Annotated in this window: 13 protein-coding genes; 5 read left to right on the top strand and 8 right to left on the bottom strand. The window is 70.0% G+C overall.

The features are described 5' to 3' along the window. Nucleotides 1-43 precede the first annotated feature (43 nt). The 4 genes from pstB to PZE19_RS09860 all read left to right on the top strand — a co-directional run bounded on the left by pstB (nt 44) and on the right by PZE19_RS09860 (nt 3,843). Nucleotides 44-934: a phosphate ABC transporter ATP-binding protein PstB gene (gene pstB, locus PZE19_RS09875; protein WP_277860443.1), complete on the top strand. Its 891-nt coding sequence runs from the start codon at nt 44-46 to the stop codon at nt 932-934. 123 nt (nt 935-1,057) lie between these two features. After that, nucleotides 1,058-1,768: a glycosyltransferase family 25 protein gene (locus tag PZE19_RS09870; RefSeq protein ID WP_277860442.1), complete on the top strand. Its 711-nt coding sequence runs from the start codon at nt 1,058-1,060 to the stop codon at nt 1,766-1,768. A gap of 34 nt (nt 1,769-1,802) precedes the next feature. Continuing rightward, nucleotides 1,803-3,029, top strand: a complete 1,227-nt coding sequence (locus PZE19_RS09865) for a M20 metallopeptidase family protein (RefSeq protein ID WP_277860441.1) — start codon at nt 1,803-1,805, stop codon at nt 3,027-3,029. 106 nt (nt 3,030-3,135) lie between these two features. After that, nucleotides 3,136-3,843, top strand: coding sequence for a response regulator (locus PZE19_RS09860; protein WP_277860440.1), 708 nt, complete (start codon nt 3,136-3,138; stop codon nt 3,841-3,843). Here PZE19_RS09860 and PZE19_RS09855 read toward each other — a convergent pair. Then, the gene (locus PZE19_RS09855; RefSeq protein ID WP_368411352.1) at nt 3,782-4,012 is read right to left on the bottom strand and encodes a carbon storage regulator; all 231 of its coding nucleotides are present in this window, start codon (nt 4,010-4,012) and stop codon (nt 3,782-3,784) included. The genes PZE19_RS09860 and PZE19_RS09855 overlap by 62 nt on opposite strands. A gap of 308 nt (nt 4,013-4,320) precedes the next feature. On the opposite strand from PZE19_RS09855, the gene trxB reads away from it, so the two are divergent. Further along, the gene (trxB, locus tag PZE19_RS09850; protein ID WP_277860438.1) at nt 4,321-5,352 is read left to right on the top strand and encodes a thioredoxin-disulfide reductase; all 1,032 of its coding nucleotides are present in this window, start codon (nt 4,321-4,323) and stop codon (nt 5,350-5,352) included. Nucleotides 5,353-5,364: 12 nt separating this feature from the next. Here the strand turns inward: trxB and PZE19_RS09845 are convergent, their stop codons facing one another. The 7 genes from PZE19_RS09845 to PZE19_RS09815 all read right to left on the bottom strand — a co-directional run bounded on the left by PZE19_RS09845 (nt 5,365) and on the right by PZE19_RS09815 (nt 14,982). Continuing rightward, the gene (locus PZE19_RS09845; protein ID WP_277860437.1) at nt 5,365-6,687 is read right to left on the bottom strand and encodes a sensor histidine kinase; all 1,323 of its coding nucleotides are present in this window, start codon (nt 6,685-6,687) and stop codon (nt 5,365-5,367) included. Nucleotides 6,688-6,760: 73 nt separating this feature from the next. Next, the gene (locus PZE19_RS09840; protein ID WP_277860436.1) at nt 6,761-7,450 is read right to left on the bottom strand and encodes a GGDEF domain-containing protein; all 690 of its coding nucleotides are present in this window, start codon (nt 7,448-7,450) and stop codon (nt 6,761-6,763) included. A 254-nt stretch (nt 7,451-7,704) separates the two neighbouring features. Beyond that, a complete protein-coding gene (locus PZE19_RS09835; RefSeq protein ID WP_277860435.1) occupies nt 7,705-8,517 on the bottom strand; it encodes an ABC transporter permease in 813 nt (270 codons plus the stop codon). Nucleotides 8,518-8,521: 4 nt separating this feature from the next. After that, the gene (locus PZE19_RS09830) at nt 8,522-9,412 is read right to left on the bottom strand and encodes an ABC transporter permease (RefSeq protein ID WP_277860434.1); all 891 of its coding nucleotides are present in this window, start codon (nt 9,410-9,412) and stop codon (nt 8,522-8,524) included. Continuing rightward, on the bottom strand, nt 9,399-10,391 hold the full coding sequence (locus PZE19_RS09825) for an ABC transporter ATP-binding protein (protein WP_277860433.1): 993 nt from the start codon (nt 10,389-10,391) through the stop codon (nt 9,399-9,401). The genes PZE19_RS09830 and PZE19_RS09825 overlap by 14 nt, the downstream gene beginning before the upstream one ends. Before the next feature lie 53 nt (nt 10,392-10,444). Further along, a complete protein-coding gene (locus PZE19_RS09820; RefSeq protein WP_277860432.1) occupies nt 10,445-12,373 on the bottom strand; it encodes a DNA gyrase/topoisomerase IV subunit B in 1,929 nt (642 codons plus the stop codon). 74 nt (nt 12,374-12,447) lie between these two features. Continuing rightward, on the bottom strand, nt 12,448-14,982 hold the full coding sequence (locus PZE19_RS09815; RefSeq protein WP_277860431.1) for a DNA gyrase/topoisomerase IV subunit A: 2,535 nt from the start codon (nt 14,980-14,982) through the stop codon (nt 12,448-12,450). Nucleotides 14,983-15,070 lie beyond the last annotated feature (88 nt).

Below are 15,070 nucleotides of genomic sequence, written 5' to 3'. Positions count from 1 at the left end.
CCGGGCCGACGGACGACGCGCATCCCCAACCCCGGATCGGTCCATGAACGCCCCCGAGACCCTCGTGAAGGACGGCACGACTCCCCCGCCGGGCCCTCCCGCCCCCCCGGGGGCCGCGACGTCGCGCGACGATCCGTCCTCGCCCCCGCCCGCCGACCCCGTGGTCCTGCAGACCCGCGGTCTGCACGTCTGGTACGGCTCCTCGCTGGCCCTGAAGGGCATCGACATCGACATCCCCCGCCACAAGATCACGGCCATGATCGGCCCCTCGGGCTGCGGCAAGAGCACGCTCCTGCGCTGCTTCAACCGCATGAACGACCTGATCCCCGACTGCCGGATGGAGGGCGAGGTCCGGTTCGACGGCGAGTCGATCGCCGGACCCAAGGTCGACGCCGTGGGCCTGCGGCGGCGGATCGGCATGGTCTTCCAGAAGCCCAACCCCTTCCCGAAGAGCATCTACAACAACATCGCCTGGGGCGCGAGGATCAACGGCTACCGGGGCGACATGGACGAGCTGGTCGAGCGCTCCCTGCGGCGGGCGGCGCTCTGGGAGGAGGTCAAGAACAAGATCCACCACTCGGGGATGGCGCTCTCCGGCGGCCAGCAGCAGCGGCTCTGCATCGCCCGCACGCTGGCCGTCGAGCCCGAGGTGATCCTGATGGACGAGCCCTGCTCGGCGCTCGACCCGATCTCGACGGCCCGGGTCGAGGACCTGATGGACGACCTCAAGGACGACTACACCATCGTCATCGTCACCCACAACATGCAGCAGGCCCGCCGCGTCAGCGACCTGACCGCCTGCCTCATGCCCGACGAGGCCGCCGGCGACGGCCAGCGGACCGGCATCCTCGTCGAGCTCAGCCCCACCGACATCCTGTTCACCAATCCCAAGGATCCCCGGACCGAGGCCTACATCACCGGCCGCATCGGCTGAGTCCGACGGCCCCCGCGGCGACGCCCGCTCGCTTCGCCTTGACGGCCGAACGGGCGGGTCCTAAGCTGGCGTGTGGAAATCCAGGCGCTCCGCCTCCCGCCCGACACCCCCTCCGGATTCGCGATGAGCCTCCTCGAGTCCTTCTCCCGGGCCTACGTCATCAACCTCCCGCAACGAGCGGATCGCCGCCGCGAAACGCGGGCGATGTTCGACCGCGTCGGCCTGACGGACTGGGAGCGGCGCGTCGAGTTCTTCCCGGGCATCCGCCCCGAGACGACCGAAGGGTTCCCCAGCCTGGGGGTCCGGGGATGCTTCCTCAGCCACCTCGGCGTCCTGAAGCGGGCGGCCGAGGTGTGCACGGACAGCGTGCTGATCATGGAGGACGACCTGGAGATCGACCCCGACTTCGTCCGCCGCGGCGACGCCCTCGCCGCGATCCTGGCCCGCGAGGACTGGGGGTTCGCGTATTTCGGCCACATCCTGACCGGCCTTCCCGAGGATCCGGGCGTCCCGCTCCAGCCCTATCGGGGCGCGGTCCAGACGGCGCACTTCGTGGCGATCCGGCGCGAGGTCGTCCTGCGACTCGTCGACCACCTCGAGGCGATCCTGGGACGGCCGACCGGGCATCCCGACGGCGGCCCGATGCACGTGGACGGGGCTTACAGCATCTTCCGCGACAAGAACCCCGACGTGTCGACCCTGGTCGCCGTGCCGAACCTGGGCACGCAGCGCAATTCGTCGAGCGACATCTCCACGCGGTGGTTCGACAAGGTCCCGGGCCTGCACTCGATGGCGCAGGGGGCCCGACGGGTCAGGCGTCGGCTGAGGCGTTGAAGCCTCTCCCCGTCTCGAAGGGACTCTCCCGATCATGACCGACTGGCGCCTCGCGCTGGACCGCTGCATCGATTCGCGGGCCGACCGCCTGCGCGAGGTGCGCCGCCACCTGCACGTGAACCCCGAGCCCAGCCGCGAGGAATACCAGACGACGCGGTTCCTCGCCGAGCGGCTTGAAGAGTCCGGCGTGCCGTTTTCCGTCGTCTCGTCTCGCAGGGGGATCCTGGCGGGGGCCCTCGACGACTCGGCCGGCCCGCTCGCGGCCATCCGGGCCGACATCGACGCCCTGCCCATCGCCGACGCCAAGGACGTCGCCTATCGCTCGGCCCGCGACGGCGTGATGCACGCCTGCGGCCACGACGCCCACGCCGCGATGGCCCTGGGGGCGGCCGAGGCCCTCTGGGCCTGCCGCGGGGTCCTGCCCGCGCCGAACTGCTGGCGCGCGGTGTTCCAACCGGCCGAGGAGGTCGGCGAGGGCGCCTACGAGATGGTCGCCGCCGGCGCGATGGCGGGCGTCAAGGCCGTCGCGGCCCTTCACGTCGACCCCGAACGGCCCGTCGGCCGCGTCGGCTGCCGGGCCCGGGAACTGACGGCCTTCTGCCACGACCTGGACGTCGTCGTGCGCGGCGTGGGCGGCCATGCGGCGCGACCCCACCTGGCGCGCGACCCGCTGCTCGCCGCCTGCCAGTTCCTGACCACCGTCTACCAGGCGATCCCCCGGAGCGTCGACTCCCGCGACCCCACGGTCGTCACCTTCGGCTCGATCCAGTCCGGGACGAACGCCAACGTCATCCCCGGCGAGGCCGTCCTCAGGGGGACGATCCGCACGCTCTCGCGGCAGTCCTCCCAGCGCGTCGCCGAGCGGCTCAAGCAGATCGCCGACGGCCTGGGCGCGGCGACCGAGACGACGTTCGAGCTGAGCCTGAACAACTGCACGGAAGGCGTCTTCAACGACCCCGCCGTGACGGCCCTCTGCACCCGCGCCGCCGGCGAGGTCGTGGGCCCGGAGAACCTCGACGAGATCCGCCTGCCCAGCATGGGCGGCGAGGACTTCTCCGGCTACCTGTCCCTGGCCCCCGGCTGCATGCTCCGGCTCGGCGTGGCCGGGCCGGGCCGGGCCGTCCACCACCTCCACTCGCCCTCGTTCGACATCGACGAGCGGGCCCTGGTCCTGGGGGCCAAGATCCTCGCCCGCTCGGCCGTTATGATGGCGCACGCCTTCGCGGGCGATGGAAAGGACGATACCGCGGCCGCTTCATGATTTCTTCACGCGGGATTCATCGCGGGCACGCGCCGATCCTTATACTGGAATCGGCACGACTCATGCGGGCCGCCCGCCCGCGACCAGGGCCCGGGACTCGACGAACATGCCCAAGCCGAAGATCCTGATCGTGGAAGACGAGCCCGCGCTGGTGGAGATCCTCCGCGCCAACCTCGAGCGCGAGGGCTACGAGGCGATCGTGGCCGGCGACGGGGTCGAGGGGCTGCGGCAGGCCCAGCTCAAGACGCCCGACCTGATCGTCCTGGACCTGATGTTGCCCCTGAAGGGGGGCCTCGACGTGTGTCGCGAGCTGAAGGCGAACGCCCGCACGAAGGACGTTCCCGTCATCATGGTCACCGCCCGCGGCGAGGAGTCCGACCAGCTCGTGGGCTTCGCGACCGGCGCCGACGACTACGTGACCAAGCCGTACAGCATGAAGGTCCTGATCCAGCGGATCAAGAAAGAGCTGCGCCGCGCCGAGTCCCGCGAGGAGACCCCCACCGGATCCCAGATCGTCAGCCAGGGGGTCGTCATCGACCGCCACAGCCATCGCGCGTTCCATCGCGACCAGGAGCTGGTGCTGACCCCCACGGAGTTCCGGCTGCTGGAGGTCCTCCTCCGCCAGATCGGCCGTGCGTTCACCCGCTACGAGCTGATGGACGCCGCCATCGGCGAGGACGCCGTCGTCCTGGAGCGGACGATCGACGTCCACATCAAGAGCCTGCGGAAGAAGCTCGGCGAGGCCGGCGACCTCATCGAGACGGTTCGCGGCGTGGGGTATCGGTTCCACGAGCCGAGGCTGGTGGGCGCCTGACCTCGCCGCCGTCGTGGTGGGCCGGCCTCGGCGGCGTCGCCCGCTCGGGGACGAGCTCCGCCCGGACGACGGCGATCTCGCGCGGGGCCTCGATGCCCAGACGCACCTGGCCCCCCTCCAGCCGCACGACCGTCACGCAGACGTCGTCGCCGATGTAGAGCCGTTCCATGAGTTTCCGCGTCAAGACCAGCATGGCGTCGCGTCCCCCCGGTCGTCCCTGACGGCTTCTGCCCGCCCCCGCGGCCCTCGCCGCGGCGGCGCCCGGCTCCGCCCGTCAGGGGACCCTGCTGGAAATCTAGGTCACGACCCCCTAGGATTGGGAGTCGATCGGCGAGATTGCGCGGAATTTCCCCGGGACGCCGGCGTCCGGCACCACGTCCCGACGCGTCCCGATCCCGGTGGCCGCCTTCGCAAGGTTCGATCCCGTCGGACTTGCGGACGACGCGGCCCCGCCCGCCTCGCTCGGAAAGGGTGACGATGTCTGCTGCACATTCGGCCGTGATCATCATCGGTTCGGGTTCCGCCGGTCTGACCGCCGCGATCTACGCCTCGCGCGCCAACCTGGCCCCCCTGGTCTTCGAGGGCAAGGAGCCGGGCGGGCAGCTCACGCTCACGACGACGGTCGACAACTTCCCGGGCTTCCCCGACGGCGTCGAGGGGCCCGAGCTGATGGACCGGATGCGCAAGCAGGCCCAGCGGTTCGGCGCCGACGCCCGCTGGGAGACGGCCTTCGAGGTCGACTTCTCGCGGCGGCCGTTCACGGTCAAGACCACCGACGACCCCAGCGGCGACCCCTCCAGCGGCGAGATTCGCACCTACACCGCCGACTCGGTCATCATCGCCACCGGGGCCTCGGCCCGCTGGCTGGGGATCGAGGGCCCCTATCGCGGCAACGGCGTCACCACCTGCGCCACCTGCGACGGGGCGCTCTACAAGGGCAAGGAGATCGCCGTCGTCGGCGGCGGCGACTCGGCCATCGAGGAGGCGACCTTCCTCACCCGGTTCGCCACCAAGGTCACCCTCATCCACCGCCGTCACGAGCTGCGGGCGTCGAAGATCATGCAGGACCGGCTCAAGGGCCATCCCAAGATCGAATACGCCCTCGGCAACGCCGTCCAGGAGATCCTCGGCGACGCCTCCCCGCGCGCCCCCCACCTGCAAGGCGTCCGCCTCCGTTCGACGGAGGACGGCTCGACGCGAGACCTGAAGATCGACGGGTTGTTCCTGGCCATCGGCCACGACCCCAACTCGACGATCTTCCGGGACCAGGTCGCCACCACCCCCGAGGGCTACGTCCTGACCCGGTCGGCCCTCTCCTGGAAGGACGCCGGCGCTCCCGCCGGGCTGCTCGACGCGCTGCCGAATTACGGCTCGGCGACGAGCGTCGAGGGGGTCTTCGCCTGCGGCGACGTCGTCGACACCCACTACCGCCAGGCGATCACCGCCGCCGGCTCGGGGTGCGCCGCCGCGATGGATTGCGAACGCTGGCTGGAGACGCAGCACAAATGAGCCGTCGGCGGCTCAGCCCGCCTCGGCGGCCGTCGACGTCGGCGACGGGGCGGGGGCCTGCGCCCGGGGCAGCCGGACGGTGAAGGTCGACCCGGCCCCGAGCCGGCTGGTCACCTCCACCCGCCCCTGGAGCGACGAGACCAGGTGCTTGACGATGGCCAGGCCGAGCCCGGTGCCGCCCAGTTCGCGGCTCCGGGCCTTGTCGACCCGGTAGAAGCGTTCGAAGATGCGCGCCTGCTCCTCGCGGGGGATGCCGAGGCCCGTGTCGCTCACCGCGACGACGATCTCGGCGGCCGAGGCCGAGCCGACGACCCCCACCCGGCCCCCAGGCGGCGTGTACTTGATCGCGTTGTCGATCAGGTTGTCGAAGATCTGGCGGACCGCCTCCTCGTCGGCCAGGATCGTCGCCCCGGCGTCGAGCGCGTCGACGTCGAACTCCAGGGTCAGGTCGCCGGACTCGGCCCGGTCGCGATGAGCCTCGACGCAGCGGCCCAGGACGGCGGCCAGGCCCAGGGGGTCGTGCCGGAAGACGTCCTGATTCGCCTCCAGCCGGGCGAGGCTGAGCATGTCGTGGATCAGGGAGTCGAGCCGGTCGGCCTGCTCGTCGATCCGTTCGACGAACCGCCGGTTCACGGCCGGATCCTCGAGCGCCCAGTCGAGCAGGGTCTCGGCGTACGCCTTGATCGACGCCAGCGGGGTCTTCAGCTCGTGCGAGGCGTTGGCGACGAAGTCCTGGCGCATCCGCTCCAGCCGCCTCAGGTCGGTGACGTCGTGGAAGACCAGGACCGCGCCGGCGGGGGGCTTGCCGGGCAGCGGCGAGCCCCGGACGGCCAGGATCCGCGAAGAGGCCCGGAGGCCCTCGCGGCCCGCCAGCGTCAGTTCGGCGAGGTAGGCGTCGGGATGGGCCGCGCGGAACGTCGACTCGACGGCCTCCTGCACCTGGGGGCTGCGGATCAGCTCGGGCATCAGGCGGCCCACCGACGACCCGTCCAGGCCGAAGAGGGCGTCGGCGCTGGCGTTGGCGAAGAGCAGGCGGCGCCGGGGATCGACGGCGAGCACGGCCTCGGCCATCGCACCCAGCACGACCCGGAGCTGCTGGCGGTCGGCCTCGAGCCGCTGGATGCGGTCGTGGATCTCGGGCGCCGTCGCGTTGAAGGCCGAGACCAGGGCGTCGGGCCCGCCCCAGGGCCGCGCGAGCACCGGCCGGGCGCGCCGACCCTCGGCCAGCCGCACCAGGCCCATCGCGACCTCGCCGGCCGCCCGCGCCCGTCGCAGGGCGACCGCGGCGGCGGCGGACGCCAGGACCAGGACGAGGGCCGATACGACGTACGCCATCACGATCCACCGAGGTCCGGGCGGTTCATCCCATCATCACGCCCCAGCAGTATCGAGCCTGCGAGGGAGGGGGTCAACAGCCGACGGCGGCCTTGACCTCGTGGCCGGCGGGGGAGGGGGGGCGGACGAGGTCGTCGGCGTGGCTGACCCGGTTGCGTCCCAGGCGTTTCGACTGATACAGCGCGAGGTCGGCCGCCTCGACCAGGCCCTCGGCCGTGACCTGCGAGACCCCCTCTTCGTGCCGGAGGGTGGCCACGCCGAGGCTGGCGGTGATGGGGCCCAGGGGCCATCTCCGCGAGGCCAGCGCCAGCCGGACCCGCTCGGCCATCGTCACCGCGCCGGGGCGCCCCGTCCCGGGGAGCAGGATGGCGAACTCCTCGCCACCGTACCGCGCCACGACGTCGTGGCTGCGGGCGGCGGCCTGGACGACCGCGGAGACGTCGCGGAGCACGACGTCCCCGGCCGCGTGGCCGTAGCCGTCGTTGAACGACTTGAAGTGGTCGACGTCCAGCAGCACGATCGACAGCGGCAGCCGGTGACGCAACGCGAACGAGAACGAGATGTTGAGCGAATCGACCAGGAACCGGCGGTTCCAGAGGCCCGTGAGGCCGTCGGTGGCCGCCACCCGCCTCAGGTCGTGCAGGTCGCCCTCCAGGTTCGTCCTGTGGACGCGGAGCGCGTCGATGGTCGCATAGGCCTCCTCCAGCCTCGACCGCAGGTGGTGGATCTCCGCCAGGAGGGCCGGCTCGAGGGCCGTCGCCACGCTCTCCCGACCGCCGCTTCCTTCCGGATCGCATCGCGACTCTGCGGACGCCGTCGCGTCTTCCCGTGGGGCCTCGCACGTTGATTCCGCGTCGACCACGGCTCGACCTCCTGGAGTATCCCCGAGCACGACGGCGCGGAGCCGTCGACCAAGACCGAGGAGGCGCGCACTGCACCTCGGCCGTCCCGCCCAACACGGGAATCCTAGGTCATGCTTGGTCCGCTACCGCGCGAATCTTGGTTCGTGCGGCGGGCTCAACTGCTGGCGCTGCGGTAGGAGCGGAGCGCGACCTGGAAGAATCGCCGGCTGACCCAAAGCGAGGCCACGGCGACCGCGGCGGTCCAGGCGACCATCCTCGGGTCGAGCACGCGGACCATGACGTTCGCCGGCACGTTCGAGACCAGCAGGATGGGGATGACGAACGTGAAGAACTTGCCCAGCGGCTCGGCCCCGCGGCCGGCGAAGATCTCGCGGGGGTAGCGGGCGAGGCTCGAGAAGAGCCACCACATCTCCATCAGGCTCTGGTTGCGGACCATCCAGACCGAGACCGAGGTGAGGATCATCATGAAGCTGTAGGCGATGGCGACCCCGCAGGCGAAGGTGGCGAAGAAGGCCGCCACCCGCGTCGGGTCGAACTCCCACCCCTTCTGGACGAGCGCCACGGCCATGAGGACGGCCCCCATGACCAGGTTGGGCGCCGTCCCCCAGTCGATGCGGCGGCAGGAGATCAGGAATTGCTCGTCGATCGGCTTGAGCAGCAGGAAGTCGAGGTCGCCGGTGCGGACCAGCTCGGCGAACTCGTTGCAATTCTCCAGGAAGAGGGTCTCGATCACCCCGTTCAGGGCGAAGAAGCAGCCCACGAAGAAGAAGTAGTCGGGCTCGCTCCAGCCGGCGATGCTGCTCGTCTTGCCGAACACGGTGCGGTAGAAGGCGATCATGATGCCCATCCAGAGCAGCTCGACCGACACCTTCACCAGGAAGTTTCCCCGGAAGGCCATCTCGCGGGCCAGCGTGTAGCGGGCCAGTCCGCCCAGCATCCGGCCGTATCGGGTTGCGCCTGCGATCACGAGATCAGCCTCCGTACGCGCTGTAGCGCCTCAGCCCGGCGCGGTAGAGGCCCTTCGCCAGCAGCAGGAACGCGACCGCCCAGAAGAGTTCCAGCGCGAGGTGCAGGGCCAGCTCGACCCCACGGATCTTGCCCTGGAAGACCACGGCGGGGAAATACGCCATGTACTGGAACGGCAGCACTTTCAGCAGGCCCGACCACGGCTGCGGCAGCAGGTCGAGCGGCAGCATGTGGCCCGAGACGAAGAAGTTGAGCGTCATCACGATGTAGAGGACCGACGTCACTTCCAGGAACCAGAACCCCACCATTCCCACGCTCGCCTCGAAGTAGAAGCCGACCATGAACGACAGGATGAGCGAGACGGCGTAGGCCGCCATCGTGAGGGCGTCGGGGAAGCCGTCGAAGTAGCCCCGGCAGACGTAGAAGAGGCCGGCGTAGGGGATGAACGACATCGTGATGTAGGCGACCTTGTGCGCGACCCGCGACGAGAGCAGGAACCCGATCAGGTCCAGCGGCTGGAGCAGGTAGCGTTTGAGCGTCCCCTCGCGGACGTCGCGGGCGATGCCCGCCGCCAGGCCGGGCATGCTCGAGAACAACCGGCTGATGTTGGTCAGCAGCAGGTAGGCGATCATCTCCCGGTAGTTGAACCCGCCCAGGACCGCCTGGCCCGAGCCCTCGTAGATCGCCCGCCAGAGCAGGATCGTGGTGATGATCGGCAGGAACCGGAGGATCGTGCCCAGGAGGAAATCGCTGCGGTACGTCATCCTCTCGATGAGCGACACGCGGAAGATGCGCGCGTACTTGACCATCGAGTCGGCGAAGCCGGGACGGGGGCGGTGCGAGGCCGTCAGGTCGAGGTCCCCGTCGATCGGGGCGAGGGCGTCAAGCGGCTTCATGGGCGAGCCGGGCCTCCTCGAAGACCTTGGCGATGACCTCTTCCAGCGGCGGGTCCTCCACGCTGACGTCGGCCAAAGCGTGGCGGTTGAGCACCGCGCCGAGCACCTCCGCCACCCGCGAGCGTTCGATGCGGACGTCGGCGAACGGGCCCTCGCGGCGGACGACCTCGCCGTAGCGCTCCAGCCCCTCGGGCGCGGGGCCCTCGAACTGGAGCCGCACCAGCTTCGACTCGCCGAACCGCTCGACGATGCCGGCGAGCGGGCCGTCGTAGACGATCTTCCCCTGGGTGATGACGATGACGCGGTCGCAGAGCGCCTCGACGTCGCGCATGTAATGGCTCGTCAGGAGCATCGTCACGCCCCGCCGCTCGTGGTAGTCGCGCAGGCATTTCTGGATGGCCGCCTGGGCGACGACGTCGAGGCCGATGGTCGGCTCGTCGAGCAGCAGGAGCCTGGGGCCGTGCAGCAGGGCGGCGATCAGCTCCATCTTCATCCGCTCGCCCAGCGAGAGTTCGCGGACGGCCTGGCGGGTCAGCTTCTCGACCCCCAGCAGCTCGATCAGCTCGGACAGGGTCCGGTCGAACTCGTCCTTGGGGATCGAGTAGATCTCGCGGTGGAGCTGGAAGCTGTCGCCGGCGGGGAGGTCCCACCAGAGCTGGTTCTTCTGGCCCATCACCAGCGAGAACTGGCGGCGGAAGGCGTCGTCGCGGCGCCAGGGGGTGAAGCCCAGCACCCGGGCGTCGCCGCCGTTGGGGTAGATCAGGCCCGAGAGCATCTTGAGCGTCGTGGTCTTGCCCGCGCCGTTGGGGCCGAGGAACGCGACCATCTCGCCGGGCTCGATGGCGAAGCCGATGCGGTCGACCGCCTTGACCTCCTTGTACTCGCGGCGATAGAGGCCGCGGAGGGCGCCGAGGAGCCCTTCGTTCTTCTGGAAGACGCGGTACGTCTTCGTGAGGTCCTCGACTTCGATGATCGGCATGGGCTGGGGGTTCCTGGCTCTCGGGGCGTGAGGACGACGACGCGGGCCACCGATCAGATGTCGATGTCCTTCGCCGTGTAGGCCTCTTCCATGATGAATTTGAACCGCGCCTCGGGCTCCTTGCCCATCAGGTCGCAGACGGTCCGCTCGGTGTAGGGGCGGTCTTCCTCGGGGACGACCACGCGCAGCAGGCGGCGTCCGGCGGGGTCGAGGGTGGTCTCGAAGAGGAGCTTGGCGGGCATCTCGCCCAGGCCCTTGAAGCGGGTGATGTCGGGCTTCGCGTTCGACGGCAGCTTGCCGAGCAGGCGGTCGCGGTGGCCGTCGTCGGAGGCCCAGTAGGTCTCCTTGCCCCAGGTGATCTTGTACAGGGGCGGGCAGCCCAGGTAGATGCGGCCGTCGGCCAGCAGGCCGGGGAGGTGGCGGTAGAAGAAGGTCAGCAGCAGGGTGGCGATGTGGTGGCCGTCGCTGTCGGCGTCGGTCAGGATGATCACCTTGCCGTAGCGCAGCCGCGCCGGGTCGAACTGGTCGTCCATGCCGCAGCCCAGGGCGCTGACGAGGTCGGTCAGCTCCTTGTTGTCGAGCACCTTGGCCTTGCCGGCCTGCTCGGCGTTGAGGACCTTGCCGCGGAGCGGCAGGATCGCCTGGACGTCGCGGTCGCGGCCCTGCTTGGCCGAGCCGCCGGCGCTGTCGCCCTCGACGATGAACAGCTCGGACTCTTCGGGGTCGGTGCTGTCGCAGTCGGCGAGCTTGCCGGGCAGGTTGAGCTTGCCGCCGACGGCCGTCTTGCGGCGGACCTGCGAGGCCGCGGCCCGGCTGGCCTCGCGGGCCTTGGCCGCCTGGATCACGCGGGCCACCACGGCGTCGCCCACGCTCTTGTTCTGGTGGAGGAACGCCTCCAGGCTGGGCCGGACCATCGACTCGACCTGGCCGCGGACCTCGGGGTTGTTCAGCCGGCCCTTGGTCTGGCCCTGGAACTGGGGCTCGTGGAGGCAGACCGAGAGGACGGCCGTCAGGCCCTCGCGGACGTCCTCGCGCTTGATCTCCAGGCCCTTCTTGACCAGGTCGTGGGTCTCCATGAACCGCTGGACGGCCGTCCCCACGGCGGCCAGCATGCCCATCTCGTGGGTGCCGCCGTCGCGGGTGGGGATCGTGTTGACGAACGAGAGGACCTCCTCGTCGGTCGCCTCGGTCCAGGCCAGGGCCAGATGGATCCGCAGGCCGTCGTCCTCCAGCTCGCGCTCCAGGACGAAGGCGGCGGGGGCGACCCGCGCGTCCTGGCGGCGGTGGTTGACGGCGTCGAGGAAGTCGGCGACGCCGCCGTCGTGGCGGAACTCGACGCTGGTCTTGGCCTTCTCGTCGACGAACTGGATCACCAGGCCCTTGTTCAGGTACGTTTTGACGTCCAGCCGCTCGGCGATCAGGGCGGAGTCGTAGTCGAGGGCCTGGAAGATGTCGGTGTCGGGCGTGAAGGTCACGGTGGTCCCGGTGCCGCGAGCCGGCTCGCCGGGCTCGACCGGGCCGAGCGCCTTGCCGCGCTTGTAGCGTTGGGTGTAGGTGCGGCCGTCGCGACGGACCTCGGCGACGAGGCTCTTGCTGAGCGCGTTGACGACGCTGGCGCCGACCCCGTGCAGGCCACCTGCCACCTTGTAGGCGTCGTTGTCGAACTTGCCGCCGGCGTGGAGCGTGGTGAAAATGACCTCGAGCGCGCTCTGGCCGGTCTTGGGATGCCTGTCGACGGGGATGCCGCGGCCGTTGTCGGACACCGAGATCGTGCGGCCGTCGTGGTGCAGCGTGACCACGATCCGGGTGGCGTGGCCGTTCATCACCTCGTCGACCGAGTTGTCGACGATCTCCCAGAGCAGGTGGTGCAGCCCCGTCTTGTCGACGCCGCCGATGTACATGCCCGGCCGGCGGCGGACCGCTTCCAGCCCTTCCAGGACGGTGATCGACTTGGCGTCGTAGGTCGCGGATCCGTTCGCCATCGCGGTCCAACCCTCTCTGCTGGCCCCGGCACGCTCGGCCGGGACGCGGTATTCTTCGCGGGCGCGGGGGTTCGTCAATCCCGGGGGTCGTCGGATTTGGATCGGGCGTCGCCGGCGTCGCCGACCTGGTCGGGCGACGGCACGGGCTCGGCCTCGGCGGGCAGCAGGCATTCGAGCGACCCCCGCTGGAGGATCGCATAGCCCCGGCCGCCGCGGCCGGTGACGGGATATTTCGTCGCCCGGACGATCTGCTCGGCGCCGCGGTTGGTCCGCACCGCCAGCCCTTCCCGCTTCTTGTTCGCCAGGACGAAGCCGATGACCCGGTCCTTGGCGTCGAGCTTGATCGCCGCCACGCCCCGCGCCGCGGAGCCGACGACGTTGGCCTCGGTGACGGGGAAGATCAGCACCCGCGCCTGCTTGGTGGCCAGGCAGACGTTCTCCGAGCCGTCGGTCGCCTCGACGCCCACGATCGAATCGCCCTTGAACGTGGGGTCGAGCCGGGCGACGAGCCGCCCCTTCTTCGTCGAGACGGGGGCGAGCGTGGCCAGCGGGAACCGGAGGATCTTGCCCCCGGCGGTCAGGGCCACCACGTACGGCGGCGGCGGCAGGGTGGGGCCTCCGGCGTGACCGTTGAGCGCGCCGTCGGCGTGGCCGTCGCCGTTGGCGCCGACGTGGCCGTTCGCCGTCGCGTCGAGGTCGGAGTCGAGGGTCCGCTGGACCATCCGCGACGGCGTCTGTGCGTAGCGGGCGAAGTCCGGCAGGCAGCGCGGGTCGTGGCAGACGACGCCGACGAGCCGTTCCTGGTCCTCGAAGGCGAACTGCTTCTGGATCGGGTCGCCGTGCCCGGTCGTCATGGGGATGTCGTTGACGCGGAGCGTGTAGCCCATGCCGCGGTCGGTGAAGAAGGTGATCGTCTGGCGGGCGCGGGCGCGGTACACCCAGCCCACTTGGTCGCCGTCGCGGACGCGGATGCTGGCGACGTCGGTGAACGAGCGCTGCCGCTTCGTCCAGCCTTCGCGGGTGACGATGACCCAGGCGTCCTCGTCGACGATGTAGTCCTCCTCGCGGAACTCCATCGGCGCGGCGGGGGCCTCGATGCGGGTCCGGCGGGCGTCGCCGTAGGCCCTGGCGATCTGCTTCAGCTCTTCCTTGATGATCGCCCATCGCGCCGGCTCGTCGTCCAGCAGCTTCTGGATCTCGGCGGCGCGCTTCCGCTTGCCGGCCAGCTCTTCGAGGATGTCCTTGATCTCCAGCTTGCCCAGGCGGTAGAGCTTGGTCTCCAGGATCGCGTCGGCCTGCAGGTCGCTGAGTCCGAAGCGGGCGATCAGCTTGGGGGCGGCGTCGGCCTTGCCGTCGCTGGCGCGGATGATCCGGATCGCCTCGTCGAGGTTGTTGAAGACGATCGCGAAGCCTTCGAGGATGTGGATCCGCGCCAGCAAGAGTTTCAGCTCGTAGCTGAGCCTGCGGACGACGATGTCCATCCGGAAGTCGAGGAAGTGCTGGAGGATGGTCTTGAGGTCCAGCCGGCTGGGGACGGCCACCTCCGCCTCAAGGGCCGGAAGCAGGCACGTCAGGTTCACGCCGTAGTTCACCTGCAAGGGCGTGTTCTTGAACAGATAGGCCATGGCGGCGTCGGCGTTCGAGCCCGGCCGAAGCTCCAAGACGATGCGGATGTCGTCGGTGCTCAGGTCCTTCACGTTCGTGAGCTGGGGGACCATCCCCTTGCCGATCAGCTCGCCGATCCGAGCGACCAGCGGGTCCTTCTCGATGCCGTAGGGGATCGAGTCGATGATGATCGCGTTGGGCCGATCCTCGGGGCGGAGGTAGGTGCCCCTGAGCTTCAGCGAGCCCTGGCCGGTCGCGTAGATCCGCTGGATCTCGTCGGGCCCGTTCAGGATGACGCCGCCGGTGGGGAAGTCGGGCCCGATGATGTGCCGGGTCAGCTTCTCCAGCGGGGCCTCGCGGTTCTCCAGCAAGACGACCAGGGCGTTGCAGACTTCCTTGAGATTGTGCGGCGGGATGTTCGTCGCCATGCCGACGGCGATGCCCGCCGCGCCGTTGACGAGCAGGTTCGGGAACTGGGCGGGCAGGACGATGGGCTCCTGCGTGGTCGCCATGTAATTGTCGCGGAAGTCGACCGTCTGGTCGCGCAGCTCGCTCAACAGGGTCTGGGCGATGGGCGTCAGCCGGCACTCGGTGTACCGGAAGGCGGCCGGCGGGTCGCCGTCGATCGAGCCGAAGTTGCCATAACCCTCGATCAGGGGCTGGCGAAGCGAGAACGGCTGGGCCATGCGGACCAGGGCGTCGTAGATCGACGAGTCGCCGTGGGGGTGATAGTTCTTCATCACCTCGCCGACGACCGCCGCGCACTTCATGAACCGGCCGTCGGCGGTGATCCGGAGGTCCGACCACATCGCGTACAAGATCCGCCGCTGCACGGGCTTGAGCCCGTCGCGGACGTCCGGCAGGGCCCGCGAGGTGATGACGCTGAGCGCGTAGTTGAGATACCGCTCCCGCGCCGCCTCCGCCAGCGGGACGTCCTCCGTCAGCGACGTCCGCCGCGCGCGGACCTCGCGATCCTGATTCCCCCGGCGGGTCCGTTTCGCCATCGCTGGGCCCCAGCTCCCATCCTGTTCATCAACCGCTCGGCATCCGGCCACGGCAGATCAAAGCAACTCCTGAGATCGCCACAATACC

Origin of the sequence: Paludisphaera mucosa (assembly GCF_029589435.1) — a bacterium.
Taxonomy (GTDB): domain Bacteria; phylum Planctomycetota; class Planctomycetia; order Isosphaerales; family Isosphaeraceae; genus Paludisphaera; species Paludisphaera mucosa.
Note: the sequence above shows the minus strand (reverse complement) of the source record. Positions and strands in the feature narration are given on the sequence as shown.

Coding starts and splice junctions, on each gene's coding strand:
- pstB (WP_277860443.1), top strand. CDS start 44: ATGAACGCCCCCGAGACCCTCGTGAAGGACGGCACGACTCCCCCGCCG.
- PZE19_RS09870 (WP_277860442.1), top strand. CDS start 1,058: ATGAGCCTCCTCGAGTCCTTCTCCCGGGCCTACGTCATCAACCTCCCG.
- PZE19_RS09865 (WP_277860441.1), top strand. CDS start 1,803: ATGACCGACTGGCGCCTCGCGCTGGACCGCTGCATCGATTCGCGGGCC.
- PZE19_RS09860 (WP_277860440.1), top strand. CDS start 3,136: ATGCCCAAGCCGAAGATCCTGATCGTGGAAGACGAGCCCGCGCTGGTG.
- PZE19_RS09855 (WP_368411352.1), bottom strand. CDS start 4,012: ATGGAACGGCTCTACATCGGCGACGACGTCTGCGTGACGGTCGTGCGG.
- trxB (WP_277860438.1), top strand. CDS start 4,321: ATGTCTGCTGCACATTCGGCCGTGATCATCATCGGTTCGGGTTCCGCC.
- PZE19_RS09845 (WP_277860437.1), bottom strand. CDS start 6,687: ATGGCGTACGTCGTATCGGCCCTCGTCCTGGTCCTGGCGTCCGCCGCC.
- PZE19_RS09830 (WP_277860434.1), bottom strand. CDS start 9,412: ATGAAGCCGCTTGACGCCCTCGCCCCGATCGACGGGGACCTCGACCTG.
- PZE19_RS09825 (WP_277860433.1), bottom strand. CDS start 10,391: ATGCCGATCATCGAAGTCGAGGACCTCACGAAGACGTACCGCGTCTTC.
- PZE19_RS09820 (WP_277860432.1), bottom strand. CDS start 12,373: ATGGCGAACGGATCCGCGACCTACGACGCCAAGTCGATCACCGTCCTG.
- PZE19_RS09815 (WP_277860431.1), bottom strand. CDS start 14,982: ATGGCGAAACGGACCCGCCGGGGGAATCAGGATCGCGAGGTCCGCGCG.